Origin of the sequence: Paenibacillus silagei, assembly GCF_017874735.1 — a bacterium.
In the GTDB taxonomy this organism is placed as follows: domain Bacteria; phylum Bacillota; class Bacilli; order Paenibacillales; family Paenibacillaceae; genus Paenibacillus_AQ; species Paenibacillus_AQ silagei.
On record NZ_JAGGLV010000015.1, the window covers coordinates 90453 to 116983 of the forward strand.

At 47.1% G+C, this 26531-nt stretch carries 27 protein-coding genes, 1 tRNA gene and 1 pseudogene; 24 read left to right on the plus strand and 5 right to left on the minus strand.

Features of this window, described 5'->3' with window-relative positions; all coding sequences use genetic code 11:
• Nucleotides 1-2: 2 nt before the first annotated feature.
• Entirely contained in the window at nucleotides 3-1529 is a 1527-nt protein-coding gene (locus J2Z70_RS21040; protein ID WP_209876476.1) for a tyrosine-type recombinase/integrase, read from the minus strand.
• Between the two features lie 123 nt (nucleotides 1530-1652).
• Complete coding sequence (locus J2Z70_RS21045; protein ID WP_209876477.1) at nucleotides 1653-2492, minus strand: hypothetical protein; 840 nt, start codon at nucleotides 2490-2492, stop codon at nucleotides 1653-1655.
• Between the two features lie 510 nt (nucleotides 2493-3002).
• Here J2Z70_RS21045 and J2Z70_RS21050 point away from each other — a divergent pair.
• The 4 genes and pseudogenes from J2Z70_RS21050 (at nucleotide 3003) to J2Z70_RS21065 (ending at nucleotide 4549) form a co-directional block, all read left to right on the plus strand.
• Nucleotides 3003-3176, plus strand: a complete 174-nt coding sequence (locus J2Z70_RS21050; protein WP_209876478.1) for a helix-turn-helix domain-containing protein — start codon at nucleotides 3003-3005, stop codon at nucleotides 3174-3176.
• A 525-nt stretch (nucleotides 3177-3701) separates the two neighbouring features.
• Nucleotides 3702-3881: a hypothetical protein gene (locus tag J2Z70_RS21055; RefSeq protein WP_209876479.1), complete on the plus strand. Its 180-nt coding sequence runs from the start codon at nucleotides 3702-3704 to the stop codon at nucleotides 3879-3881.
• Nucleotides 3882-4065: 184 nt separating this feature from the next.
• Nucleotides 4066-4215 (plus strand): annotated as a pseudogene (locus tag J2Z70_RS34020) (transposase); the annotation flags it as partial.
• A gap of 22 nt (nucleotides 4216-4237) precedes the next feature.
• Nucleotides 4238-4549, plus strand: coding sequence for a hypothetical protein (locus J2Z70_RS21065; RefSeq protein WP_209876652.1), 312 nt, complete (start codon nucleotides 4238-4240; stop codon nucleotides 4547-4549).
• Nucleotides 4550-5115: 566 nt separating this feature from the next.
• Here the strand turns inward: J2Z70_RS21065 and J2Z70_RS21070 are convergent.
• Nucleotides 5116-6321: a tyrosine-type recombinase/integrase gene (locus J2Z70_RS21070; protein WP_209876480.1), complete on the minus strand. Its 1206-nt coding sequence runs from the start codon at nucleotides 6319-6321 to the stop codon at nucleotides 5116-5118.
• 683 nt (nucleotides 6322-7004) lie between these two features.
• On the opposite strand from J2Z70_RS21070, the gene J2Z70_RS21075 reads away from it, so the two are divergent.
• The 8 genes from J2Z70_RS21075 to J2Z70_RS21110 all read left to right on the plus strand — a co-directional run bounded on the left by J2Z70_RS21075 (nucleotide 7005) and on the right by J2Z70_RS21110 (nucleotide 15496).
• Entirely contained in the window at nucleotides 7005-7898 is an 894-nt protein-coding gene (locus J2Z70_RS21075; RefSeq protein ID WP_209876482.1) for a polysaccharide deacetylase family protein, read from the plus strand.
• A 73-nt stretch (nucleotides 7899-7971) separates the two neighbouring features.
• Entirely contained in the window at nucleotides 7972-8514 is a 543-nt protein-coding gene (locus J2Z70_RS21080) for a GNAT family N-acetyltransferase (protein WP_209876484.1), read from the plus strand.
• 59 nt (nucleotides 8515-8573) lie between these two features.
• Nucleotides 8574-8846, plus strand: coding sequence for a hypothetical protein (locus J2Z70_RS21085; protein WP_209876486.1), 273 nt, complete (start codon nucleotides 8574-8576; stop codon nucleotides 8844-8846).
• Nucleotides 8847-8986: 140 nt separating this feature from the next.
• Complete coding sequence (locus J2Z70_RS21090) at nucleotides 8987-10531, plus strand: response regulator (RefSeq protein ID WP_209876488.1); 1545 nt, start codon at nucleotides 8987-8989, stop codon at nucleotides 10529-10531.
• A gap of 2 nt (nucleotides 10532-10533) precedes the next feature.
• On the plus strand, nucleotides 10534-12264 hold the full coding sequence (locus tag J2Z70_RS21095; RefSeq protein WP_209876490.1) for a cache domain-containing sensor histidine kinase: 1731 nt from the start codon (nucleotides 10534-10536) through the stop codon (nucleotides 12262-12264).
• A gap of 144 nt (nucleotides 12265-12408) precedes the next feature.
• Nucleotides 12409-13755: an ABC transporter substrate-binding protein gene (locus J2Z70_RS21100; RefSeq protein WP_209876492.1), complete on the plus strand. Its 1347-nt coding sequence runs from the start codon at nucleotides 12409-12411 to the stop codon at nucleotides 13753-13755.
• Nucleotides 13756-13757: 2 nt separating this feature from the next.
• Entirely contained in the window at nucleotides 13758-14687 is a 930-nt protein-coding gene (locus J2Z70_RS21105; RefSeq protein WP_036727502.1) for a carbohydrate ABC transporter permease, read from the plus strand.
• Nucleotides 14684-15496, plus strand: coding sequence for a carbohydrate ABC transporter permease (locus J2Z70_RS21110; RefSeq protein WP_209876494.1), 813 nt, complete (start codon nucleotides 14684-14686; stop codon nucleotides 15494-15496). Before J2Z70_RS21105 ends, J2Z70_RS21110 begins: the two co-directional genes overlap by 4 nt.
• 217 nt (nucleotides 15497-15713) lie before the next feature.
• On the opposite strand, the gene J2Z70_RS21115 is transcribed toward J2Z70_RS21110, so the two are convergent.
• Nucleotides 15714-15911, minus strand: coding sequence for a hypothetical protein (locus J2Z70_RS21115; RefSeq protein ID WP_036697411.1), 198 nt, complete (start codon nucleotides 15909-15911; stop codon nucleotides 15714-15716).
• Between the two features lie 146 nt (nucleotides 15912-16057).
• Here J2Z70_RS21115 and J2Z70_RS21120 point away from each other — a divergent pair, with 146 nt between their 5' ends.
• Together J2Z70_RS21120 and J2Z70_RS21125 are read left to right on the plus strand one after the other, a co-directional pair.
• Entirely contained in the window at nucleotides 16058-16435 is a 378-nt protein-coding gene (locus J2Z70_RS21120) for a helix-turn-helix domain-containing protein (RefSeq protein ID WP_209876496.1), read from the plus strand.
• A gap of 83 nt (nucleotides 16436-16518) precedes the next feature.
• Nucleotides 16519-16601, plus strand: a tRNA-Leu gene (locus J2Z70_RS21125).
• A 119-nt stretch (nucleotides 16602-16720) separates the two neighbouring features.
• Here the strand turns inward: J2Z70_RS21125 and J2Z70_RS21130 are convergent.
• A complete protein-coding gene (locus J2Z70_RS21130) occupies nucleotides 16721-17200 on the minus strand; it encodes a glutathione peroxidase (protein ID WP_036727508.1) in 480 nt (159 codons plus the stop codon).
• Between the two features lie 171 nt (nucleotides 17201-17371).
• Between J2Z70_RS21130 and J2Z70_RS21135 the strand changes: the two genes are divergently transcribed.
• From J2Z70_RS21135 to J2Z70_RS21180, 10 genes are all read left to right on the plus strand, one after another.
• Nucleotides 17372-17806, plus strand: a complete 435-nt coding sequence (locus J2Z70_RS21135) for an organic hydroperoxide resistance protein (RefSeq protein ID WP_036727509.1) — start codon at nucleotides 17372-17374, stop codon at nucleotides 17804-17806.
• Nucleotides 17807-18086: 280 nt separating this feature from the next.
• Nucleotides 18087-18365: a hypothetical protein gene (locus J2Z70_RS21140; RefSeq protein ID WP_036727511.1), complete on the plus strand. Its 279-nt coding sequence runs from the start codon at nucleotides 18087-18089 to the stop codon at nucleotides 18363-18365.
• Between the two features lie 107 nt (nucleotides 18366-18472).
• Entirely contained in the window at nucleotides 18473-18892 is a 420-nt protein-coding gene (locus J2Z70_RS21145; RefSeq protein WP_209876498.1) for a thiol-disulfide oxidoreductase DCC family protein, read from the plus strand.
• 195 nt (nucleotides 18893-19087) lie between these two features.
• Nucleotides 19088-20248 (plus strand): CpaE/TadZ family protein, encoded by a 1161-nt coding sequence (locus J2Z70_RS21150; RefSeq protein ID WP_209876500.1) that lies wholly within the window; start codon nucleotides 19088-19090, stop codon nucleotides 20246-20248.
• Complete coding sequence (locus J2Z70_RS21155; protein WP_209876502.1) at nucleotides 20245-21516, plus strand: TadA family conjugal transfer-associated ATPase; 1272 nt, start codon at nucleotides 20245-20247, stop codon at nucleotides 21514-21516. The genes J2Z70_RS21150 and J2Z70_RS21155 overlap by 4 nt, the downstream gene beginning before the upstream one ends.
• Before the next feature lie 53 nt (nucleotides 21517-21569).
• The gene (locus J2Z70_RS21160; protein WP_209876633.1) at nucleotides 21570-22370 is read left to right on the plus strand and encodes a type II secretion system F family protein; all 801 of its coding nucleotides are present in this window, start codon (nucleotides 21570-21572) and stop codon (nucleotides 22368-22370) included.
• Nucleotides 22371-22388: 18 nt separating this feature from the next.
• Entirely contained in the window at nucleotides 22389-23261 is an 873-nt protein-coding gene (locus J2Z70_RS21165; RefSeq protein WP_209876504.1) for a type II secretion system F family protein, read from the plus strand.
• A gap of 13 nt (nucleotides 23262-23274) precedes the next feature.
• A complete protein-coding gene (locus J2Z70_RS21170; protein ID WP_036727518.1) occupies nucleotides 23275-23463 on the plus strand; it encodes a Flp1 family type IVb pilin in 189 nt (62 codons plus the stop codon).
• On the plus strand, nucleotides 23460-24125 hold the full coding sequence (locus J2Z70_RS21175; RefSeq protein WP_209876506.1) for a TadE/TadG family type IV pilus assembly protein: 666 nt from the start codon (nucleotides 23460-23462) through the stop codon (nucleotides 24123-24125). The genes J2Z70_RS21170 and J2Z70_RS21175 overlap by 4 nt, the downstream gene beginning before the upstream one ends.
• 241 nt (nucleotides 24126-24366) lie before the next feature.
• On the plus strand, nucleotides 24367-26526 hold the full coding sequence (locus J2Z70_RS21180) for a hypothetical protein (protein WP_209876508.1): 2160 nt from the start codon (nucleotides 24367-24369) through the stop codon (nucleotides 26524-26526).
• Nucleotides 26527-26531 lie beyond the last annotated feature (5 nt).

Here is a 26531-nt window from a genome sequence, read left to right on the forward strand (position 1 = left end):
AATCATTTACCTCCCTGAGGTGAATAGTCAAGCTTATTAATTTGTTGCGAGAGCCAATTCGTTCGTTGATTGAGATGAGTATACAAACTTACTGTATCCATCTTTACCACCCGGGATAGTTCTTTTAGTATTTGAGGAGGGGGGTTCTTTCCCGCTAGATTCGTTACGAAGCAATGACGGAATAAATGTAATGCGCCAGGGAAATTCCATCCAGCAACGTGACTATATAATTTGTAGTTCTCTTTGAGCTGACTTACAATCTTAACCGGATCATCACCAAATAAGTATTTTTTCGTTAAAGGAAAACGTTGGAACAACTCTAAGTTGCGATAGAGTTTACCTGCTAACGGTAGTATGTGGTATTTTCCTCCTTTACTTTGAATCATAATTGTTTTAGTCTCCAAGTTGATGTCATTCCACGATACATGTGATACTTCCATTGAACGAAGGCCAAGTGTAACCATGAGTTGAAAAGCGACAGACTCCAAAAGTGGACTTTGGGAATACATATCAATGACATTAAAAAATTCAATGAGTTGTTCTTCAGTAGGCAGGTCTCGGTAATGATAGCGAGGTGCTTTTATCGATTTTAGTTTTCTTGCTGGATTTGGAAAACCAAACGATTTTTTTAGAAATACAAAAAAGTTCTTAACATCATAGATGCATTCACTAATAGTGATGGAACGATAATCTCCTTTTCGTTGTTTCATCAATAGGTAGGACCGAAATTCCTGTAGATGAATCTCTTTAATTGATAAGATAGGAATGTTGTGTAACTCATTCCCTGTGAAATCTTTCATATTGTTAACTAGCCAGGACAGCATACAATTGATGTGATTCTTGTATGTGTTTATGGTGTTTTTGGATTTTCCTTCTTTCGTTAATTGCTTTGTGTACAATTCCAACTTTGGATGAACCATTTTTTTGAGATTTTTTACTGGGGGAAATAAAAGAACTTCTTTAGTATCGTATCCAGTAACCCCAGTAATGTAGGTAATCAAAGAATTTATGAGACGTTGCTTTGACTTTGTTGTTGCAAAGGATGTTGACAAATACGACCATACTTCTTGATCTAGAAGGTGTTCATCCATAAGTTTATGGGCAGGTGTTTTTAGATGTCCAGAAAGGCGTTGAGTCAATTCTAGAATTAGTAAATATTCATCTCTGTAAAAATAAAAAGCGTCCCTTGCCTTCTTACTATATAGATATTTTTTTAGAAAAGTTGTTGGGATATCGGTGAGCACGTTATTATCCAAGATCCATTGATTAATACCTTGTCGCCCGATATATGTACTTACAGGTGCTTCTGTTTGCTGAAGGGTATTCGCATAGAGCATGTTCTCAATCCTCACTCGGGTTACTTTTTTAATATCATGATCGTCACTGGAGTGGTAAAACATACCTTCATTTAAAAGAATCTTTTCGTCGAAAGAAGCATTCTGACGAAAAGATTCTTTTGTTCTTTCAGGTTCCATATTGTTTTGTTGGTCTGAATTTTGTGGATCATCTTGTTTGAAATACTCATCCATTTTAAAATCCCCTCTTAAAGTAGTTTGTTGATATCAGTATTTGCTTAATAAGAGGGATATTGAAAAATCTCAGTCCGAATGAGAAAAGTCACCTATCCTAAGGAGAGGTGACGACAATTTTAATTATGATTTTGTGTATAAGAAGGCTGTTTTATATCGGTATTCAGCTAATTCTTTTTTTATTCTATTGTACTGTGATTCCATTCCAGGCTTTTGAGTCATAATCCATAAAGCTGTATGCTGTGGGCGAAAAGGGATATAGGTTCCTACAACGTCATTTGCTTCCGGAAAAACGCTCAAGATTTTCTTTAGAGTTTGTTTATCTAATAAAAGCTCTGAAGTGAGATGGAATTCGAAATAATCCATTTCCGGAAATGTAGTAACCCAACGTCCAGTAACCGGAGTGAGCTCTTGTCGGAAGAGCTTTTGGGGATCGGTAATAACATAACCGGTGATACTTTTTACGTTGGATTTTTCATTTCCTAATGTCTTGAAGTTGATCCTTTTAGCAACCCCGTGATAATAATACTCTGAAAAAGAAGAGTAAGATAACTCATCGGGGGTATTTTTATTTAGCATCTGCCAAGGGTGCCCGAAAAGCATGCCAATTTGAAAGGCTCTTGTAAGATCGGGAATCCCTGTTTTACTGAAAAGTTGGTTAGCTGAGCCAGAAGAATAGCTAAGTGCATCCATAAGGTGGCTTTCATTTAAATTAAATAGTTTTTTGCATAAAATCCGTCTTAGATGGTAGTCCGATTTTAACATTAACTGCTCCCATAATGATTTGTTGCTCTGAATCATTAGTACATCTTGATGGTTTAATTTTGTTAATATGCTTCTTAAATTATTTTTGATTGTATCTTTTTCTTTATTAGTAACAGCCAGTAAATATTGAGATGCTTTTTTAATTGGTTCACTTCGATATTTACTATGATAACTTCGATTCTTACGATAACTAACCAAATTCATCACCATCCAAACTAATTACCATTGATAAAAATCATACATCAGATAAAAGAGTGGGTTGATTTTCCTCAGTCAAACTGAGTAATTTGGTTGAAAATACTAAGTATTTATTTATTAATCTTTTAATACCCTCACTTTAACTGAGAATTTTTAATGAAGAAATTGAGATGGGTATACTAACTTGTGTAAAGTCTCTAATAGACATTTGGATTGGTGATTTGATAAATTTACTCATCAAAAAACACTATGAGTAGATACTCTCAAAGTGTAGTTTACTAAAGATGATTAATAAAATGCTCGGATAAGAACATTTGCTTATACGTAATAAAATTTACGAATTTTAGACATGCCTAAATAAACATGTCATTTTACCGCATTTGGGATGCGTAATTACAGCGGGAACTGTCTTGGCCTGTGAGGAACAGGCGCGGACAAGAGGAATGTCCACAATATTCAAACATCATTCTAACAGAAAAATTAATTTGCTTAAAGGAAGTGTGATATTACGTGAATAAAACTTTTACTGTTAATGAGATTGCTGAGTACTTGAATGTCTCAACTGATAGTATTTATACCATGGTAAGAGAGAAACAAATTCCTCATGTGAGAATACGGAGGAGAATAATTTTTATTGACGAGATTGTAGAACAGTGGCTTAAGGATCAGTGTAATTCAAGGTAATAAACATAATCCACTAAAGTACAAAGAGCTTTCCTAAAATTAGGAGAGCTCTTTGTATTTTGTAGTTAGACAGTTATTAACCCGCTTTAAAGATTTTTTAATAAGAAGCTAAGAGTGTGCTTAAAAGGGCAGGATTAATAATTATAAGATGGAGAAAATATTATAATAGGAGCTGTATTTTTGAATAAAGGGTATTGTTAATTAATGGATTATGATGATGTATAAGCTACATCCACAATTACTCAACATTTATGAGAAAAATGAGCGATACTTAGGATCCTAATATAAGAAGCAAATGTTTATGTTTGCTGAAGATAAAGTTTAAAGGATTTTTGTCTTGAATCAGTTGTTGAAGATTCATGAGAACACTCGATAAGATATTTTTTTCAAGATGTACCAATTGATACTCAAACGGGCATATAACCACTAAAATAAAGTATGCTTAAGTTTCAATAATCAGCACACCATTTAACGTTAAGAGATTTATTAAATTAACGAACTTTAAAAAATAATGGAGGGGATAAGATGTTGTTTGAAATTACTGAGGAGATGAAACAGAAGATAAGGGAATGGGATTCATGTAAGCCTATTGATGTAACAGGAGCGAAATTCTCTTATGTGTTCACTCCAACTAGCCTGGGTTTGGTTATTGATGTGCAATGTGACATCTGTAAAAGAGAATTGAATTTGACGGAAGATTGGTGATTATAAATAAAATGGTTGTCATTAAAATCAAAAAAGCACCAAGTGTCGTTTGTACATTCGATACTTGGTGTTTTTTGTTTGTTGAATAAATCAGTTTATAATCGTTATTTACTAGCTTGGTTCCAATAAATCTTCTATATAATGCTACATAGAAACTAGACAGCTAAAAAGGAGATCCTTAGTTGTGCCGACACCGAGAAGAACGTTTACACCGGAAGAAAAAGCACGGATCGTGCTGGATATTCTAAAAGAAGAAAAATCCGTATCTCAGATCGCTTCCGAAGCAGGGATTCATGCCAATGTCCTGAATAGCTGGAAAAATGAAGCCACTCAGAACCTGTCTCAATTGTTTGTGGGTGACCGAAAGGGCATCACAAAAACGAAAAAAAGAATGCGAACAGCAGATCGAAGAACTCTACGCCGAGGTGGGCAAGCTCACCTACTCAATTATCGTGGCTCAAAAAAATCTGGCCGCTAATCTCCCCCGGGACGAGCGTCTGCACCTCCTCGAATGGGACACTCCTGGCCTGGCGATTCAGGTCCAGGCGGATCTGCTCAGCCTCAATCGCTCTAGCCAGTATTACCAACCGGTCCCTCCCTCCTCGGAGGAAATTCGCCTCAAGCATCGGATCGACGAGCTCTACACGAAGCATATCTTCCTGGGCTGAGATTTTATATCAACGAGTACAGTAGTCCCCGTGAGACACGGCAGGGGGGCAACATTACATCCATTTGCATAATCACTACTTGCCTCATCAATCTCAGCAGAACTTTACACCCGCAGCAGTGTATAACCGTCAGGCTTTGCTCTTATCCACAACTGATTAATGGAGGGAACTTCGTTCCCCTCCCGCGCCTTCGCTTGGGCTTTGCCCCAACTGTTCTCCGGGTGGCCTACGGACTTTGTAGTTATTTTCACACCTTAAAGATATCAAACTCTCTATCTTGACATCATGTAGCACCATAGACGAGCATAGGAATAAAATAGAAGGTCCTTTTTTCTTAACTAAAGAAAACTTCGAAATTTTCAAAAATATATCTTATTCTAAGATTGAGCGGCCACCGATAATAGTAACTAAGAATGGAAAACTTTATTCTCTATTAGTCTAGCTGAATAACATTCTTTTTTTGATTGTAATAAAAAAGAGGGAGGACTCCTTATCTAGGATCCCTCTTTTTTATGTTACCTTTAACTAAAGTAGTAGTTTATACGTGCTGTTGCATGGAAGTTAGATTATTTAATGTTTGGATTTAGTTTATTAAATTTATTCGCAGTCTCACGACTCAAGAATTTTGAAACATGAGTATAAAGATCTGCAGTAACCTGTTGTTTGGAATGCCCTAAACGCTCTTGAATTGCTTTTAAAGACACGTCATTTTCTAATAAGATTGTCGCACAACTGTGTCTTAAATCATGAAAACGCACATACTTAAATTCATGCTTCTCTACGAAGTTTTTCCACCATTTACTTGGTTGTGTGTGATAAATAGGTTTTCCGAAGCCGGCATGAAATACGTAATTCTTATCCCCACCAAGCCACTTTTCTCCCAAAGCAATACGTTCTTTATCACAGCGCTCCTTATAAATTTTGAGTTCTTCCATATACCAAACTGGCATATCAACAGTTCTTATGGAGTCATCTGTCTTTGGTAATTTAATAATTGCCTGACTTTTTATTGTCAGCGAGATGCTTTTACTAATTTTAATAGTATGGTTTTCAAAATCTACTTCCGACCATTCGAGCGCTAGTAACTCCCCACGTCTAAATCCTCCGAGAATAGCACAGATGCAGAATAGTCTCCACATAATAGGTGCTTTATAAAGTAAGGTTATTACTTCTGCAGCCTCCTGCTCATCATAAAACTTTAATTTTTGTTGTGTAACCTTTGGTTTTTTGATGGATGCCATAGGACTTTGAGTCAGAATACTCCAATCCTTAGCACGGCTGAAAACATTCTTCATGACTCGATAAATGTACTCGATTGTTCCACTTGATAATGTTCCATTCGAATTGTCTTTTCTTGCACCAGGCTTACGAAGATCCTCCAGTAAGCTCAAAATGTGCATTGGTTTAATTTCATCGAGTTTGAGATGGCCAAGTGCAGGTAAAATGTGATTTTCTAAGTGAAAGTTATACGTTTTCAACGTTAAAGGGGAAAGCTCAGTCTGTGCATATTTGGTTTTCCACTCTACAACGAATTCAGGCAAGTACATTTTTGCAGGGGTTCTGTACATACCGCTTTCTACAAAAACAATGAAACGAGCAAGTTCAGCTTCGGCTTCTTTCTTTGTTCGAGATTTTATAGTTTTAGTTTTTTTAATCCTTTTACCTTTAGCGTTGTATCCTGCTTCGACTACAAGCAGGTAAGAATTAGGTCCGCGTTTTTGTATGCTTGCCATTATTACACCATCCTTAGTATGTATCTTTCCTTTAATCATTCTTACCTTGGATGATGGGTTTTATAATATTCATGTTGACGAATTGTTGACCAAATTCAACAAAAGCCATTATAATTAATCGAATTAGAACACATGAACAAATACAAAAAGCCCGCTACAACGGGCTTCGTCATATTTAATTTGAATTGATCCAAACTAGCCCACTACCTTGAGGGGGTAGTGGGTGTATACCCGTGGAGGTTCGAGTCCTCTCTACCGCATAATAGGAATGAGCAGAGACCTTTGGTTATCCAAGGGTCTTTGCTTTTTTGTGTTAGCTGCTGCGCCGGGGGAAGGGGGTCATGCCCCACAGCCAGTAACATTGATTGAGGAATGATGCAAGAAATGCAACAATACTGCTCCATAGAGGGCGGTCTATGCTGAAATCCTGCACAAAATACAACAAATCCAGCGCTAACTTGATCTAACCACCGAAATTTGTGCAAATCATGCAACATTGTACTTCATTGAGTAATCGGTATAGATGAATCTTGCAAGAAGTGCAACAATTCTCTATACAAGCGGCCGGTGAGGGAAGGCATCAGCATCATTCACCCGATAGGGTTAATTTGTATTTAGTTTTTTTGAAACTAAACAGTAGCGATACGCACATAACAATGTGTTATGTATCCCTACTGTTTTTCTTTTATGATCACAAAAAACTAGTCGAGGTGGAGATCTTTATGATAAGCAAATTAGGCTTTTCTTCAGATGACCGTTTATTAATTATTAATGCTGATGATTTCGGAATAACTAAGGGAACTAATGAAGCGATTGTTAGTCTATTTGAACAACAAGCTATAACCTCAACATCTATAATGTTTCCCTGTCCAGCAGCGCGGGAAGCCCTTAAGTTTAGTAATCAAAACATTCTAGATAATATCGGGATTCATCTTACCTTAACAAGCGGTGAGCATCATTCATATAGTCCAGTATGTCAAGAAAGGCCATTGAAAAGTCTAATCAATAAGAATGGTAAATTCCATAATGACATTTCGTATATAGAGGAAAATGCTGATGATGAAGAAGTTAGAATTGAATTAGAGGCTCAAATACAAAGTGCAACTATGTTAGGAATTGACCCAACTCATCTTGACAGTCATGGTGGTAGCATTATGGGTTTATATGCGGGCAATGATTTTTTAGAAATAACCTTTGATCTATGCGAGAAATATCGTCTCCCCTTTAACTTACCAACAAGAATAATTGAACAACCATTTTTTAATAACAAGCAAAAAGAAACTTTTCGCATTAGAATTAATTCAGGAAGAAAACGTGGGATCTTGTTTATTGATGATGTAATTTCGTTGCCGTACTGCTGTAAGCCCGTGGAATATGAGGAAATGAAGAGACAGTTGCTCACGCTACTAAAAAATATTAAGCCCGGTATAACACAATTAACTATACATCCATCGAAAATAACTGAAGAATTGAAGTCTGTAACGAATTGTTATTTTGAGCGTGGGATTGAGTATCTATTACTAGTAGACCCAGATATTAAGAAAGTGCTTAAAAAAGAGAATATTAATTTAATCTCATGGAAAGAAATACGTGATTTACAAAGAATTCTAACTTGATCACGCTCTAGCTGGTGACAATTACCTGAAACCTTTAGAATGGAGAAACGAAGATGAATGAAAGGGAGATTCTATGTTACTGGAAACGGAAAGGCTAATTGTTCGTGGATTTTCAGAAAACGACTGGAGCGATTTACACGAGTATTTGTCATTGGAGCAGGTGCTGAAATACGAGCCGGGCGCTGTAAGCGGTGAAGAGGAATGCAGGAATATGGCCAGGGAACGTGCGGAAGGAGATTGTTTCTGGGCAGTTAGCTTGAAGGAGACCAATAAAATGATCGGTCATGTTTATTTTGGGCAACAAGAGCCTGCTGAATTTAAAACATGGATGATAGGTTACATCTTTAACCCTGATTTTTATGGAAAAGGCTATGCCACTGAGGCTTGCCAAAGAGTTTTAGAATACGGGTTTGAAGAATTAGGAATTCATCGGGTGGTGGCTATGTGTAATCCTGAGAACGCGTCTTCCTGGAGATTGCTGGAGCGATTGAATATGCGCCGTGAAGGGCATTTCAAGAAAAAAGCCTTTTTCAAAAGAACAGATGACGGGCAGCCTGTATGGCATGATGCGTACCAGTATGCAATTCTAAATGAAGAGTGGAGTTCTATCGTATAATCCTATCAATCTTGGAGACAATACTAGTAAACGCCTTACCTGGGAGGTAGTCTACGGTAATGAATTACTCTGAGATTTATGATCTTCACCTTCAATTGTTAAAAGCTTATTCTGCTCATAACAACAGAGAGTACTCGGCCTATCAAAGGGAAATCGATTACTATACGAATCAACTGCGTTTTGCTGAGGATATGGTGCAGAGGATCTTCGTTCTGAACCAATTGGTCAAGCTGCATGAGCAAGAGCGGGAGGACTTGATCCGGTGGTGTTCAGAAGCATATTTTCATAAAAATTACGATGTTAACGACTCACCGGACGGCAGTCTTGGATAATGCCGGCCGGTGAGTTTTTTGTGTGGAAGATTAGGGCAATCTGCAATTCATTTAGGAATCCATTTCCATTGACAGCCCTTCCATGTTCCGTTATACCTGCATATATATCAGGATTCGACAGGGACGGGAGGATTTCTACAGTGAATTCATTAATTTCAGTCATGCTCGTAGATGATGAGCCGCTTGCACTAGATCATGTGTACCACTCGGTTCCGTGGGAGGAGAACGGCTTCCAGGTGGTCGCCCAGGCGACCAGCGGGCGAATGGCGCTGCGGATGTTCGAGGAATTACAGCCGCAGATTGTCATCACCGACATCTCCATGTCTCCGATGGACGGCTTGGAGCTGGGGCGGCATGTCGTCCAGCTTGCCCCTAGAACACGGCTGATCTTTCTGACTGCTTACCGGGATTTCGACTATGCCCGCCAGGCGCTGGAGCTGCGCGCGGCCCATTATCTGCTTAAGCATGAGATTAGCCGTAACCGCCTGCTGGAACAGCTGAAGCTGCTGAAGGAAGGTCTGGCAGCGGAGGCTGCCGAGGAAGAAGGGCACGGACATGCGCTCCATATCCTGCTTAAGGATATGTTAGCAGGCAAGTATCAGGCTCCTGCAGGAAATCAGGAATCCCGTCTGCACCGCCTCGTCGCAGATTATCAGCAGGGTCAGCCCGGACTGCTGTATTTCGAACTGGAGGCTGCATTGAAGCTGGGCGGCAGCCGGAGTAATGCACGCAGTACCACTGCCCTCGTATGGAAGAATATTGAAGAAGAGATCCGCCGTCAGACAACGGACTTGGAGGAGCTTCAACTTCTGGAGATGGATGAAGGCGGATACATCCTGCTGCTGAAGTTATCCTCTTCCAGCAGTCTGCTGCTCCAGCATTATAACTTGCGGCAACTCGCGGCCCAAGTTCTGCTCTGCCTGGAGTCTTTCTATCGGGGGAACCTTCCCAGAGTGATCCTATCCGCAGGTAATGGCACAGAACCGCCAGACCTCAGATATGCGGCGATGAGGCAGGCTTATGATTATTCTGTGTTTTTGCCGCCCGGCGGTGTGTTTCTGCTGGAGCAGGCCGTTTCTGCCGGAGAAGCTACTGGTATTGCCCAAGAGGTCAGGCAATACCTGCTATCCCCGGAACGCAGCCTGCTGGAACGGCTGAAGACCGGTCTGGACCACATCGCCACCCAGGCCTACTTGGGAGATTTGCGCGCCGTCATGGGTGAGATCAGAGGCGCATGCCGCAAGGACGGAAGCTTCGCCATAGACCAAGAGCTGGGCACAGACGCGCGGCAAGTAGTTAACAGCTTGTACCGGATTCTCGAAGACTGCTTGCAGCAGCCGCAGAGTCCGAAGCGGTATTCCCGCTGGGTGAACAAAGCGATGGAGTATGTTGCCGGGAATTACGCCGATCCCGATCTGTCCCTGGAGACGGTCGCAGGCCATCTGCAGATCAGCAGCATCCATCTGCGGACAACCTTCAAGCGGGAGACGGGCCAGTCCCTGCTCGACTATACGACGGAATATCGGATCGGGCTGGCGAAGCAGTTCCTGCAGACCGGTGAGTACAAGATCTACGAGGTATCGGAGAAGGTAGGGTACAAAACCAGCCAATACTTCAGCCAGGTCTTCAAAAAAACCACGGGTATACAGCCCAAGGATTTCCTGCAACAGAGAGGCAGGGAATAGCTATGCGAAAAATTAAAAATAAAATTCTTGGCAGCGTGATTCTGATCGTTACGCTGTCGGTAACGGCCATCAGTGCCCTGGCGTATGAGCAGTTCTCTTCGATTCTCGAAGCGCAGGCCCTGCGTGAGGATACCATCCATCTGGAGCAGACCACGAATCAGATGAACCATCTGATTGACGATGTGCAGAAATATGCCGCCAATATGGTCAACGATGAGCTGCTTCAGCAGTTCGCTGCAAGGTTGAAGTATTCCTCTACGTATGACGAGCTTAGTGCATACCGCGATGTGGTCACTCAGCTGACCAAATTTAATGTGCTGCGGGACTACCTTGAGAGCTCGGCCATCGTCCGCTCGGATGGGAAGATTTTCTGGTCCTCGCTGTATATTGATCCGTATTTTGAACGGCTGCTGCGAGAGGACTGGTATCAGGATGCCTTGAAGAACAATGCCAAAAGCGGGTTCACAGCCCCCCATCTGATCCAGGACCCCGAGAGCAAAAAAATTGTCAGCTTCTTTATCCGGTTTGATCCCCAGTATGGCGGAGTGCTGCTTTTGAATATTGATTACGCAGCTTTTGAGAGTCTGTTCCAGTACTTGGGCCAGTCCTTCGACCAGGTAGCCTGGATCGGCCCGGGTCAATCATTGCTCTATCAGCAAGGCACCGCCACTGAGATGCCTGCCCACACGCTGAGCGCAGACAGCCAAGACATTCAAGTCGTTAAGCATGACAAGGGTTATTATCTGGCCAGCGCTTTTGAGAAATCGGACTGGTCCGTCTCCACGTTTACCTCCAATGAACGGTTCTATGAATGGGTGGGTTATATTGTCCGCTACTGGGCCATCTTCCTCGCCTTGTGTCTGGTGCTCTGCTTCCTGTTGTTCCTTCCCATCATCTCGAATATTATCCGGCCGATCCTGCAGATGACCAAAGCGATGAAGCAGGTGTCTATGGGCAACTATAATGTTCAGCTCTCGTTCCGCAGCAATGATGAGCTGTCTGTGCTGAAGAATGGGTTTGAGACGATGCTTGGGGATATTGAGCAGCAGATGAGCGAAAGGGTGGAACAGGAGCGCTGGAAACGTAAAATGACGGCAGAGCTGTTATTCGCCCAGATCAATCCCCATTTTATATACAATACTCTAAATACGGTTGTGTATCTGGCCCGCAAAAAGAATTATACGGCTATTGAAGAAATGGTTGAATCCTTCATTGGCATTCTGCATGATGCCGTCAATATCGGTGATACCAGTCTGTATATCACGGTGGAGCAGGAGATGAACATTATCAATCACTTCGTAACGATTCAGAAGTACCGGTATGCCGACCGGTTCGAGGTAGTCTGGAGCGTAGAAGAGGAAGCGAAGGGTGACTATATTCCGAAAAGCCTGATCCAGCCGCTGGTGGAAAATGCTATTTTTCATGGATTTTCAGAGAAAGAGACTGTAGGCCATATAGAGATCATTATCCGCAAGCGCAGCGGAAGACTGCTGGTCTCGGTCAGAGATGACGGCTGCGGCATGAGCCAGGAGAAGGCCCGGTCTATTATGAAGGGAACCCTGCCGCCCGCACGCCTTCCTTCAGGGGCAATGAAGCAGATTGGATTATGGAATATCCGGGAACGAATCGAGTATTTGTACGGGCAGGAAGGCCGCCTGGTCATCCGGTCAAGTGAGCAGGGTGGCACCAAGGTGTCTGTTCTCCTGCCCGTCCGGCAGCAACCGTCCGAGTGAAAAGCACTATCATTATTTATACAAAATCATCAGATCGTCTAATTGTTGGGTGATCCCTTCAAGCTTATAGTTCTACTATACAGACGGACGGAAGACATTACAGGAACCGCCCGCTGTCACAACAGATGCAAGGGGGATCTTAATTTGCACAATCTATTCAGTAAAAAAGCATCGGTTATAGCGCTTGTTCTAACGTTATGCTTCACCTTGGTGCTGGCCGGCTGCGGCAGTGGAAGCAACAACACTTCGGGAGACTCCAGCAGTACAAACAGTGCGGATCACTCAAATGATCCTGCGAATGCTTCCGGTAAATTGACCGTATGGGGCTGGGACAAGGCCTGGTTCGAGGGCACCGGAGCAAAGTTCAACGAGAAGTTCCCGAATGTCAAGCTGGAATTCGTCGAAGTCTCGGCGGGGGATTATCTGAAAAAAATCCAGACCTCTATCGCTGCAGGCTCCGGTCTGCCGGATATTATCTGGGGAGAAGCGGCCTTCCGCGGCGCTCTCTATGAGCTTAACGTACTGCAAAGCTTGTCCGAAGAGCCCTACAATTTCGATACCTCCAATCTGCTCGACTTCGAGCTTCCGCTGCTGACGAACAGCAAGGGAGAGCTTGTCGGTCTGGAGCAATCCGGCTCGCCTGGAGCACTTGCTTACAAGCGTGATCTGGCTAAAGAATACTTCGGGACAGATGATCCTGATGCATTGACTGCCATGTTCCCTGATTGGGATACCTTCATTGCCAAGGGCAAAGAAGTCTATGAGAAGAGCGGCGGTAAGACATTCATGCTGGGAAGCCTGATGGATGCGTATACCATCCTCTCCAACCAGGGGACAACCGCAGTTGTAGACGGAACCAAGGTGAATACTCAAGAGCTGCTTAGGATCTTCACTCAGCTGCAGTCCATCCGCGACAATAATGCAGAGGGCAAGCTGGCAATGTGGTCACCCACCTGGAATGCTTCGTATTCGCAGGACAACGTAATCTTTTATCCGTCGGCGAACTGGTCGCCAGAATTCGTAATCAAGCCTAACGACAAGGCCAGTAATGGCCGCTGGGGTCTGATGGTGCCTCCGGAAGGCGGATATCCATACGGCGGTACTACTATCGGTATTTGGAAGGACAGCAAAAATAAAGATGCGGCCTGGGCGTATCTCAACTGGCTGTTAGGCACGGACGAAGGCGCTGAAGCCAACTTCGCTACCTCCGATTACATTTTGCCGCTGAAATCCTTCTTCAAGGATACCTCCAAGCTATCTTCCGGGGCAGATGAATATTTCGGCGGACAGGATCTCGGCAAGTTCTGGGTAGAGAAGGTGTTCCCGAACATGAAGTCCAAAGCGGTGACCAAATACGACCAGGATATCTACAGCTCCTCTGAGCTGGTGCTTCAGGTCATGGCGCAGGATAACAGCTTCGATGCCAAGCAGGCCCTGGATAAGTGGGAAGAACAGCTGAAGAAAAATCATCCTGAGCTGACTTTTGAATAACGATGCAGAAATCTAAAGGAATTAGCAGCAAAAATAAATGGCCGTACCTGTTCATCACGCCTTATTTCTTATCCTACGCCGTACTGAGCTTGTTTCCAATTCTCTTCACTCTATATATCAGTCTTACGGACTGGGATTTGTACGGCAACCGCAATTTCATCGGATTCAGCAATTACACGCAGTTATTTTTCCATGATGCCTTCTTCTGGAAATCCCTGCTCAATGTCATGATCTTCATGGCGGTATATCTTCCGGCCCTTGTCCTTATGGGAATGCTGGTAGCCAGCCTTATCGAAAGCAAGCTGATCCGCCGCAAAACCTTGTTCCGGCTCAGCGTATTCAGTGCCTATATGACGACCCCGGTCGCTGTCGGGATTATCTTCTCCCTGTTGTTCGATTGGCAGGGCGGGTTCTTCAATAATATGCTGATGGAGCTGGGGATTATTCAGGAGAAGATTAATTGGCTGGGCTCGGCCAGTTCCTCCCGCTGGGTAGTCATTCTGATGGTCTTCTGGAAAAATCTTGGGTATTTCGTCATGTTCTACACGGCGGGGATGGCCAGTATTGATACTTCCATCTATGAGGCCGCAGTCATTGACGGAGCCTCTTCCAAAGATGTGTTCACGCGCATTACGATTCCGCTGCTGAAGCCGATCAACCTGTTCCTGATTATTACCTCCATTATCAGCGGCCTGCAGCTGGTGGAAGAACCGATGCTGCTGTTCAGCGGCTGGGCTTCCGGCTCCAGTATGGTAGGGGGGCCAGACGGGTCCACCTTTACACCGATCTGGTACATGTTCGATGCTTCCTTCAACGGCAGTGCGTTCAAGTACGGCAAAGGGGCAGCGATCGCTTACGGCACCTTCCTGTTCATCGCCTTGTTCTCAGTAGTTGGCATGAAATGGATCAACAGGGGCGGTGACGACAAATGAGAGCGAAGAAATTCTTTACCGTATTGCTGCTTAGCCTGATCGCTATCGCGTTCCTGTTCCCGTTCTATATGATGATTGTGATGGGAACCTACTATTCCGAGGACCTGTTCAAGCAGCTTCCGATTCTGCCCAGCGGCTATCTGCTGGAGAATCTGCAGACGATCATGTCCGCCAGCTTCCTGCGGAATTACTGGAACAGCTTCTATGTTGCTGTATTGTTCACCCTGGTGACGGTTGGGGTGGCCTCGATTACCGGGTTTGCTTTTGCCAAATATGAATTCAAGGGTAAAAATGCGCTGTACGGCTTCATTCTGCTGACGATGATGATTCCGGGACACCTGGGCCTGATTGCTTATGTCATGGAGATGAAGTGGTTCCACCTGAACAACACCCATGCGCCGCTGATTCTGGCCGGACTGAATAATGCCTTCGGCGTATTCTTCATGACCCAGTTCATCCGCTCCTCCGTCCCGACAGAGGTTATTGAGAGCGCGCGGATCGACGGCTGCTCGGAACCGGCTATTCTCACAAAAATTGTTGTTCCGTTCCTTATGCCAGCCATCAGCACCCTGGGGCTGATCTCCTTCCTCGGGTCCTGGAACGGCTATCTGCTGCCGCTGGTCACGATCAACAAGCCGGAGCTGTACACGCTGCCGTTGGGCATTGCCAATCTGTCCACCGTCTTCCGCACGGATTATTCAGCTAGTATCTTGGGTCTGACCCTCGGTACGCTGCCGCTGATTATTCTCTTCCTGTTCGGCTCCAAGACCCTGGTCAGAGGACTCACCGGCGGGGCGGTCAAAGGCTAACTCACTAAATTAGGTAAGAAACCGGAAAAAACAGGAAAGAAACCTCTCTTGTGGTGAAATGGAGTACGCTCAGCCATTTCACCGGAGAGGTTTTTTTGTGTATTAATAGAGTAGGCGGGAAAAGAAGGATTTTGCCAAGATAAGGTAGAATAACAGTAGCTACAAGAAGAATAATGCCGGTCGGCCCACACACGGAGAATTGCTGCTCCAACTGGAACTAAGATGGCGGCAGATTCAATAATTCAGCTACTTGACGGCGGTATCTGTCTGCCTTGCGCGTACCGTGAATCAGGTTGGACAGCCGATAGGGTGGGATGTCATGTAATTCACAGAATTTCTTCTGATCCAAGTGCAGTTCTGCCAGACGTTGCTTAATGGCCCAGCCGTAGGCAGTAATAGGGCGTTTGCTGTTCAGATTGCTCACCTCGTATCGACTATCCAGCCGGTATGATATAAAATAGGTAAAGATATAATAATAGTTAATTATATACTTTTTTACGTCATTTTTCAATAAAAAATAACTTTTTTACGTATTATATTTTTTGGGGAGGCAGTTGACTGATGCAATCCATCTATGAACGTATTGAATTATTGATTAAACGGCAAGGAATTACGAAGAAATCCTTCTGTGCACAGCTCGGAATCAGCACCGGCAATATGGGAGACTGGAAGCGTGGCAAATCTACGCCTGGCACACATAAGCTGATTGAGATTGCTGCATTTTTTCATGTAAGTTTAGATTGGCTGATCCTGGGCAAACAGCCCCAGACGATTCAGGAAAGCGGCGAGGATTATTTTTTTGGCCAAATGCGGCAATTGAATTGCCAAACGGAGGAGCTGCTGCCGGAGGAAAAGAACTTTATTAAGGAATATCTGGCCTTCACCAAGTACCGCAAGGATCAGGACAAGGACCAGGATACGAAAGGCGAAAATTCTTAAGCTGGTACCTTTACTTTTGAGCGCAACCGATTTATAATATTGAATGTTGGCCTCAAACAATGCTTCAACGTTAGACACACCGCGCGGTAGTGGTGGAATGGCAGACACGCTATCTTGAGGGGGTAGTGGGTGTATACCCGTGGAGGTTCGAGTCCTCTCTACCGCATATTTTTCATAAAAGCCGAGATCCTTGATCATTCAAGGGTTTCGGCTTTTTTTTGAACTCAAAAACACCCTTCGCACGGAACTAATCTGGGTATGAAGGGTGTTTTTGTTGAATCCGCTCTAGCGCAGCAGCTTCTCGATATCCTCTTCGATCTGATCCGGTGTTGTCTGCGGGGCGAACCGCTTCAGCACACGGCCTTCCTGGTCCACCAGGAACTTGGTGAAGTTCCATTTGATGCTCTTCGAGCCGAGTACTCCCGGTGCCTCTTTGGACAGATACTTGAACAGGGGATGGGCGTCGGCGCCTTTGACGTTGATTTTCTCGTACATCGGGAAGGATACACCGTAATTGATCTCGCAGAACTCGGCAATATCCTCGCTCTCACCCGGCTCCTGTCCGGCAAACTGATTGCTGGGGAAGCCCAGAATCTCAAAACCGCGGTCTTTGAATTTATCGTACACTTCCTGGAGACCCTTATATTGCGGGGTGAGTCCGCACTTGCTGGCTGTATTCACGACGAGCAGAACCTTGCCTTTGTACTTGGAGAGTGATTCTTCCTGGCCCCGCAGGGTGTTGGCTTCAAAATCATGGACATTCATGAATGATTCCTCCCGAACATTGATTTATCACAATTTAATTGTACACTATTCACCGCCGGAAGCAAGTTTTAAAAGGTAACAATCTGCCGGGTCGTTTCAAAAATGTGAGGTTGTTTAAGTTAAGTGTAAGTGTTCTTACAAAATTTGTGTTAAAAAGGAGAGATTTTAAAGATGAGTACATTGAAACTAAAACCCCTATATACTGCTACAGCCAAGGTTCGCGGAGGCCGTGAAGGTTCGGTGGAATCGTCCGACGGAGCGCTGAAGCATGATCTCAAAATTCCGAAGGAGCTTGGAGGTCCTGGTGGTGCAGGGACAAATCCGGAGCAGCTGTTCGCGGCAGGTTATGGTGCGTGCTATGAGAGTGCCCTTGCTAATATTGCCCGTAAAGAAGGCGTAAAGCTGCAGGATGTCGAGATTACCTCGAATGTGCTGATCGGCAAGGACGAGAGCGACGGAGGCTTCAAGCTGGCCGTGAAGCTGGATGTGAAGCTGCCGGGCATTGAGCGCTCTGTGGCAGAGGATCTGGCTAAGAAAGCCCATGATTTCTGCCCGTATTCCAAGGCGACCCGCGGAAATATCGAGGTTGAACTGAACGTTCTGTAGAGATAGATAGCAATGTTCAATTGAATAGCATGCTTATTCGTAAGACCAGACATTTAATGTCTGGTCTTACGTTATGTATAGCCGCAGAACCACGGGTAGGAATGAACAAAGCTGGGAATAATGGCTAAATAGAGTCTGAGAAGGCCGGAAGTGCGGTAAATAGCTTGCATGAGCCTGTACTTTGGTTGACATCACCCCGGAAATTCTTTAATATGTCTAAGTATCTGTTAATGTCGCGCGTGCTATTAACTACCAAAAATTTAAATAATGGGTGATGAAGATGTCTTACAAACCGAGTATTACGAATGTGACCAAAGCCAGCAGCAATGATAAGGAAGGATTGTACGAGTTCATTATCAAGCTTGCTGACGGAACGGAGTGCCGCGCGTTCTACAACCGGTTTCCGGAATGGAAAATGACGAACATCAGCCGCCTGCTCAAGACTCCTTGTCCGGTATGCCGCAAAGATTTCATCTGCAAATGCATGGAATCCTTCACTGCTGATTTCGAAGAGCAAATGACCGGGGACGAATGGATTAACAAGGCTATTGCAGAATAATTAGACGAACGGACGTTGTAGGCGCGGGAGCTATCCCGCGTTTTTTGCTTTTTTTTCAAAAGGAGATAGGAATGTTACACTATGCTTAAGAGGAAGGGGGCGGCGATGTGACTGAAGAGCGGAAGGAAGTGCAGGGCGAATCTATTGTGCTGATCGATGGGGTCTGTCATCTGTGCCAGGGAATTGTCCGGTTCATTATTCCGCGTGATCCCAAGGCGCACTTCAAATTCGCTTCCTTGCAGAGTGATGCGGCCCGGGAACTGCTTAAGGCAGGCGGTCTGCCCGAGCAGCAATTAGACACTGTGGTGCTGATAGAGAACGGCAAGTATTATACGCAATCGGCAGCAGTGCTGCGGATTGCCCGCAGACTCCGCTTCCCGTGGCCTGCCGCATATGTGTTCATCCTAATTCCGGGACCGCTGCGTAACGCTATGTACAGGATTGTGGCCAGGAACCGCTACCGCTGGTTCGGCAGGGATGAGCAGTGTCTGCTGCCGACACCGGATATGAAGCGCAGATTTCTGTAGCCGGTAAGGGGGATTCTGAGGGATTCTCTCAAATAGTGGTGAAAAAGTTATTGCTGACTTCTTATATCTATGCTACTATAGCAGTAAATTACAGGAACAGTAACGGAAGCACCGTTCAATGACCGTATTCACGGTTATTGGCGGTGCTTTTTTGCTGTTCTTTTTCTTATGTATTCAAGAGAGGAGGAGGAGTTCATGACGGCAAGAATCGTGCTTGCAGTCCGGGAGAGCCAATATATTGAACCGCTACTGCATTATCTGCATCATAGCGAGTACGCGGAGATGCTGCGGATTACGGCTTTCAGCAGACTGGACGCTTTTATGGAATTTATGACAGGCGATGAGCTGCCGGATGCGGTAGCCGGGGATCCGTCCTTCATTGAAGCCTGGCTGGTGGAAGGGAGAAGTACAGTTCCATGGGCAGTCTTAAGCGAAGGCGGAGAATTGCCGAATGGGCGGGATCTGGCGGGGGGAAGGCACATTGCCAAGTATCAGGCACTGCCGTCGCTGCTGGAAGCGATTCTCCAGCTGAGTGATCTGAAGCGGGTCCGAACGGCTGCTCTGCCTAAGGAAGCAACGCTGCTGCTCGGGATCGTCTCGGCCAGCGGCGGCAGCGGCAAAACTACGGTAGCGTTGAACATGGCGAAGCAGCTTGGAGCAGTTGGACTGTCCGTATTCTATCTGAATCTGGAGAGTGTGGACAGCAGCGGATTCATTCTGCGGATGCCGGGCAGCCATGTTCCCGGTCTGGAGCGGCTCTTATATGAGCTAAAGGCTGGAGGACCAGAGAATAAGGGAGGAAGAGGGGAGCCGAAATGGACCGATTATGCGTTCAGACATGACAGTCTGCGGTGTGATGCCTTCAGGCCTGTAGAGAATTTCAAGGAGATGCTCCAAATGTCCCGGCAGGACACACTGGATCTACTGGAGGGGCTGGCCGGAGCCGGAAGCTATGATGTGGTTATTGTAGACACCGGCGCTATTGAGGAGGAGCGGGCTCAGGCAGTTCTGAACAGATGCGGTGTCCTGCTGTGGGTGCTGAAGAATGATCAGGCCAGTATCCGCAAAACCGAACGCTGGCTGGATTATATCGCAAGTCCGCACTCCGGCATGCTGCCCGAGCTGGTGAACAGGAGCCGATTCGTCATGAACGGCTGCACCGGAGTGGAGAATGAAGGGCCGCTATCCGTTGCACTCCGGCTGGATGCTGTACTTCCGTATATTCCATCCTGGGGGTTACAGCATTATGGAGAACTCTGCCTAAGCTCTCCCCTATTCATTGACGGCATTCAGCAGCTCTCCAGAGCTATAGTAGAGCCTGAATTGCCTGGGGTGTTCACAGGGATTCCTGTATGAATGAAGAGATGTTCCGCGCCCTGCGCAGCGACATCCGTGCAGGGCTGGATGTGACCTCGGTCATCGGGAATGATGAGCTGGCTGCTTATATCGAACGGATCATTCTGGAGCGGGAACAATTACGCCTCCTGACTGCCCAGGAGAAGCACGAGCTGGTGAAGAAGCTGTTCGATTCCTTCCGGGGGCTGGATATTCTTCAGCCGCTGGTGGATAATCCGGCGATCACTGAGATTATGATCAACAGCCACGAGGAGATCTTTATCGAGGAAGAGGGGATGATCCGCAGGCTGCCGCTGGCTTTTGAATCGGGGAGCAGGCTGGAGGATATCATTCAGATTATCGTTTCCGGCGTCAACCGTGTGGTCAATGAATCCTCGCCGATTGTGGATGCGCGGCTGCAGGACGGCTCGCGTGTCAATATCGTATTGCCGCCTGCCGCGCTGAAGGGTCCGGCTATGACCATCCGCAAATTTCCGGAGACACCGATGACGATGGAGGAGCTGGTGAGGCGTGAAGCGCTCTCGGAGGAAGCGGCTGAGCTGCTGCGGATTCTGGTTGCTGCCAAATACAATATTTTCATCAGCGGGGGTACTGGCTCGGGCAAAACAACCTTTCTGAATGCCCTGTCGCAGTTCATCCCGCCGCAGGAGCGCGTCATTACGGTGGAGGATTCGGCAGAGCTGCAAATCGTTACGGTTCCGAATCTGGTCTCCCTGGAGACCCGGAATGCTAACACAGAGGGGCGGGGCGAGATCACGATCCGTGATCTGATCCGCACTTCGCTGCGGATGCGGCCTAACCGTATTGTCGTCGGCGAGGTGCGGGGCGCTGAATGTCTGGATATGCTGCAGGCGATGAACACCGGCCATGACGGTTCGTTGTCAACGGGGCATTCGAACAGTGCACTGGACATGCTCAGCCGCCTGGAGACCATGGTGCTCAGCGCTGCTGATCTGCCGGTAACCGTCGTACGTCAGCAGATCAGCTCAGCGATCGATATATTCGTGCATCTGTCGCGGCTGCGTGACCGCTCACGCCGGGTGATGGAGATCAGTGAGGTTGCGGGTATCCGCAGCGGCGAAGTCATACTGAATCGACTATATGAATTTCGGGAGTCGGGCGAACAAGATGGCCGGGTGCAGGGGAGACTTGAGGTCTGCGGCCATCCGCTTCTGCATACAGACAAGCTGCGGATGGCCGGAATCCTTGATTATCCGCTCAAGCAGTATGAGAGCAGAAGCTCTGCGAAGGAGGCGAGTGTACCTTGAACATCATGAAGAAGAGCGACCGGCATCTCCCTGTAAGGCGACGCAAAGGATTCATGAAGAGGACACCGCCCATGCTGCCGGTTAACGCATCTCAAGGGGGAGAGCAGGTGCTGCTGCCGGATTATACCGTATATGAGCTGACCTCCCTGCAAAGATTGCTGGTCATTCTGGGTGCCGGCGCCCTGTTGTTCGGTATTGGTTACTTGTTCTATCACCGGCTGCTCCTGGCTGCACTGCTTGTCCCCGGAAGCGCCTACGGGCCGCGGCTGCTGCGCGAATATCTGCTGCAGCGCCGCCGGGCTGCGCTGAATCTGCAATTCAAGCAGATGCTGTTCTCACTCTCTTCGTCGCTCTCTGCCGGACGTTCAGTGGAGAATGCCTTCCGGGAGGCCGTGCAGGACCTGCGGATGCTTGACCCGGAGGGCGCAAGTGACATGATCTCCGAGCTGAATATCATCTGTGCCCGGATGGAGAACGGGGAGCCGATTGAAGATGCGCTGTATGAATTCAGCAAAAGAGCAGGAATGGAGGATGTGGAGCGCTTCGCAGATGTGTTCATGGTCTGCAAGCGTACGGGCGGGGATCTGGTTGAGATTGTACGCCGCACATCCACCATCATCGGCGAAAAGCTGGATATCCAGCAGGACATCGCAGTAAGTATAGCCCAGAAGAAATTCGAGGCGAAGGCGCTGCTGGTCTCTCCGCTGATGATGGTGATGTTCATGAGTCTGAGCGCCGGAGATTATATGCAGCCTATGTATACTGGTGCAGGAATAGCAGTGTCTACACTGGCGCTGATTGCATTGTTCCTCTGTTACCTCTGGACCCATAAGATCATGGATATTCCGCTGTGAAGGAGGGTGAGTGAAGGGATGTCATTGATCTGTGGTGCGATTCTGCTTCTGCTCGCAACAGGCTGGCTCATTCTGAGGATGAGATGCGGCAGCCGTTATGCTGCTCTGCGGGAGCTGCCTATGGAAGGCCTGCGGCTGCGGCGGCTGGGTGAGCCTCTATTGTTACTAGTAGAACAGGGCAGAATCGCCAGTTATCTCCCCTCTGTGATGTTTCGGATACAACGTTCGCTACAGCGGATCTATGGTATGCGCTACAGTGCAGAACGGACCTTACTGTTCATGGGGGAGATGCTTAGCTACAGCTGGCTGCTTGCCGCAGGAGGAAGTGCGCTGACAAGCTTTACGGGAGAGCAGGCGGGAATAATCCTCGGTGGGCTCTTGGCAGTTGCACTCCCGGTGGCTATGGTTAGCGATCTGCACAAAAAGGTACGTGTACGGGAGCAGAATATTATGCTGGAGCTTCCTGAGCTGCTGAACAGTATTGTTCTGCTGGTCGGCGCAGGTGAGACGGTTCAGCGGGCGATTGTCCGCTGTGTGAACAGCCGTCATGGGGATAGCGCCCATCCGCTCTACGCTGAATTAATGAAGATGACAGCTGAATGGGACGGCGGTTACTCCTTCCAGCAGGCGTTCGAGAACTTCAGTAAGCGCTGTGCTGTGCAGGAGGTCTCCATCTTCACCACTACAGTGCTGCTTAATTACCGCAGAGGCGGGGCCGACTTTGTTCTGTCACTGCGGGATCTGTCACGGATGCTCTGGGAGAAGCGGAAGGCGATCAGCCGCACACGCGGTGAACAGGCATCGTCGAAGCTGGTTTTTCCGATGGTGGTTATCTTCTTGATTGTGATTGTGCTGGTGGGAACACCGGCGATTATGATGTTAAAAATGTAGGAGGTAGAGGTGTATGTTAACACAGATGGCAGAAGGAGTAAGAAGTTTTTGGAGAGATGAAGAGGGGCTGGGAACACTGGAGATGATTCTGATCATTGCTGTCCTGATTGCAGTCGTTCTGGTATTCCGTGAGGAGATTGTGAAGGTGGTTAAGGATCTGATCGGCACGGCCGGAGATAAGAGTCAGGAAGTCTTTGAGTGATTCCGCTGCGGGAGGATGAGGGGAGCTTCACTATCGAGGCTTCACTTCTGCTGCCGATGCTTATGGGGATTACGATGGTGCTGCTGTTCTTCTCCTTATACAGCTATCAGAAGTCGATGCTGCTGCAGATTGCCTCAGCTACTGCGGAGCGGGCTGCATATAACTGGGAGAATAGTAACCGGACGGTAAGCGGAGAATTCCAGACCGGAAATGTTGACCCGCTGTACTGGAGAATCGATGAGGATGGACTATTGGCTTCGCTATTCGGTTCAGGAGCAGAGAATGGCAGTACGGCCATTACACTGCCTGGTAATGCTGAAGAAGGAGGGCCCCTGCCGGTAGTGAAGCTGCGTCGGGCATCACAGATGGTGCCTGCCGGATTAAAGGGAGAAATGAGCTATGTCTACGGATTGACTGGCCGCAGAATCAGTACGGAGCTGAAGAAGGTGCTACATCTGCCTGTTCTGGATAATCTGCTGGCCGATAGAGCTGCGCCTGAGGTGTATGCCCGCTCCTACGTTACGGAGCCTGTTGAATTCATAAGAACGGTGGATCTCATGCGTTACTACGGGTCGAAGTTCAAACAGGATTCCTCCACCGGTAAGGAGGGCACCGGCATGGAGAAAAAGCATGCAGCCCAGATGCTTGATAAGCTGCATTAAGGATGACTGGTGATGGGGCAGCTTGGACCGGGGTGTTCAAGAATAAGGTTAAGGGGAAGTTCGGATGCGTATTTTCAGTCACAGCAGGTGCTTAAGCAAATCGCCTGGCCGGAGCCGCTGCTTGAATTACGGCGGTGATCCTATTAGCAGTAGTACATCCCAAGGCACAGGTAAATGGTCACCAGGATATATTGTCAGATGTCTCCGCTCAGCGGAAGGTTCGGTATCTATCTTTCTTATTATGGTGCTTGCCTTTGTATTTCTTTTTAATGCTGTGCTGATCGATTACGCACGGATTGCGGCGGTGAATGTGCAGGAGGAACGTCTGGCGAGAGCTGCTATACGCTCTGTAATGTCCGCTTATGACATTGAGCTGCGCGAGAACTATGGCTTATTCGCCTTCGGCGGCGGGGACGGCAATCAACTGCTATCGAAGGTGCTTAATGACAATCTGTACGAGAGCGGACGGGGGGATGCGTTTAACCTGCTGCCCGTGATGGTCGATTCCTCTTCACTGGACTGGAGCCGTCCGCTGGGCACCTATGAGGTCTTCCGGCGGCAGATTATGGAAGAGATGAAGTACAAAGCGCCGGTTGATATCGCCCTGGAGCTGGCAGGCAAGCTTAAGCCGTTATCGGCGGCGATGACAGAGGCTTCACGGACAACAGAGATACTGGGTGACTTGCAGCCCTTATATGATCAGCGTGAGGAAGCGCTGGATCTTATGCTGAAGAAGCGCAAGGAAGCTGCTGACAGTGCGCAGAACCTGCAGAAGCTGCTGATGAATCCTCCGGGTGACAGTATTCCGGCGCGTTCGCTTGCATCCTTGGCCGCAAGCTCCGATATCCCGGCGATGTATGGGGATTATGTTAACAAATATTATGACGATTATTACCGTCCCCCCAAGACATGGCCGAAGTACACGGCAGTGCTATCGCAGTATCAGGTTCAGATTGGTGAAGTAACAGGCAAGATACCGGCAGTGCTGGCGGACTTCCAGGAGAAAAATAGCCGTCTGCTGGATGAAGCAGAGGCTGCACTTGAGCAGGTGAACGCGCTGAACCTTCAGATGCAGAGTGTAATCGATCAGGCGGATGCGGATGCCAGCACTGCGGGGGATGATCCAGCCCATAACTGGGACATTCCGGACACGGCCGGAGAGCTTAGCTCAGAGCCTCTTAAGAAGCTGAGAGCACAGGTGGAGGGACTTATCCTTCCTCCAGCTGAGCTTAGCGGGATGGGGAATAACATCGGGGTACAGCGAAGTGCCGCGCTTCCCTTGGAGCCGCTGGTCTCCGGCTTGCCGTCTATATTAAGTACAGCATCCGGACTGTATGCCGACTATTCTCTTATGAGCGCAGGGGTTCTTAATGCTTCCCAGGCAGTGCACGGCTATATAAGCAGCTACGGGCAAGACGGTACTGTTATAAAGCAGGAAGCGGAACAGATTGAGAACCGCCGCACTGCTGACAGCCAGCGTAAGCAGATAGAAGGGCAGGCGAAGAAGAAGCTTGGCGATGCGATGAAGCTGCTGGATCAGATCCGGGCGCTGGGAAGCAGCGCATATGAAGCGATGGAGCAGTATGGTAGTTTGCGTCAATACTACCAGCAGAATGTGGCCTTTAACGAAGGTCTGGAACAAGGGCCGGGGGCTGCTGTGAATACTGGCGATCAATATGCTGCGGGCAAGTCATCCATGAAAGATATGGATGGGATATATGCTGCTATGGGCAGTGTGTTGGCAGGAGCCAGAGACCGGCTGTACCAGACGGAGTACTCTGCGATGTATTTTCGGCATTTCGATCTGTCTGCGCTAACCTCACTGGCCTCCGGGTCTGCTGAAGGATTCGGTGAGCAGCTGGGAGAACAGCTGAAGCCGCAGGCGCAAGAGCTGGAATATGTTTTGTACGGATTCTATAATCCTGCAGGCAATGTGGCAGCCGCTTATGGCGAGATCTTTGCTCTGCGGCTGGCTGTGCGGACGATGGAAGGCCTGATTGAGAAAGCCGGTATGGGAAATCCGCTTGTCGTCCTGGCCGCCGCACTGCTGTACGGCATTGAGCAGGCTATCCAGGATATGATACAGCTCTGTACCAAGGGGGAGATTCCCTTATCCAAATATATGACCGCACAGCTCAGCTATCGTGATTATCTTCGGCTGTTCCTCCTGCTGCATGGGGGAGGGGAAGAACAGTTGTCCCGGATGCTTGCGCTGATCCGCCTGAATACCGGTATCAATCCGGTAGAGAAATATACATATGCCTCTGCCCGGATCACGATGGGGATGCAGCTTTGGTTTCTGCCGGGTGTAGTAAAGCTGGTGAATTACAGTGCCGGACTGCCAGGAGATGTGCGGGGCAAAGTTTATTTCAGACAAGCAGCGGCTGACTTTTCTTACTAAGGGGG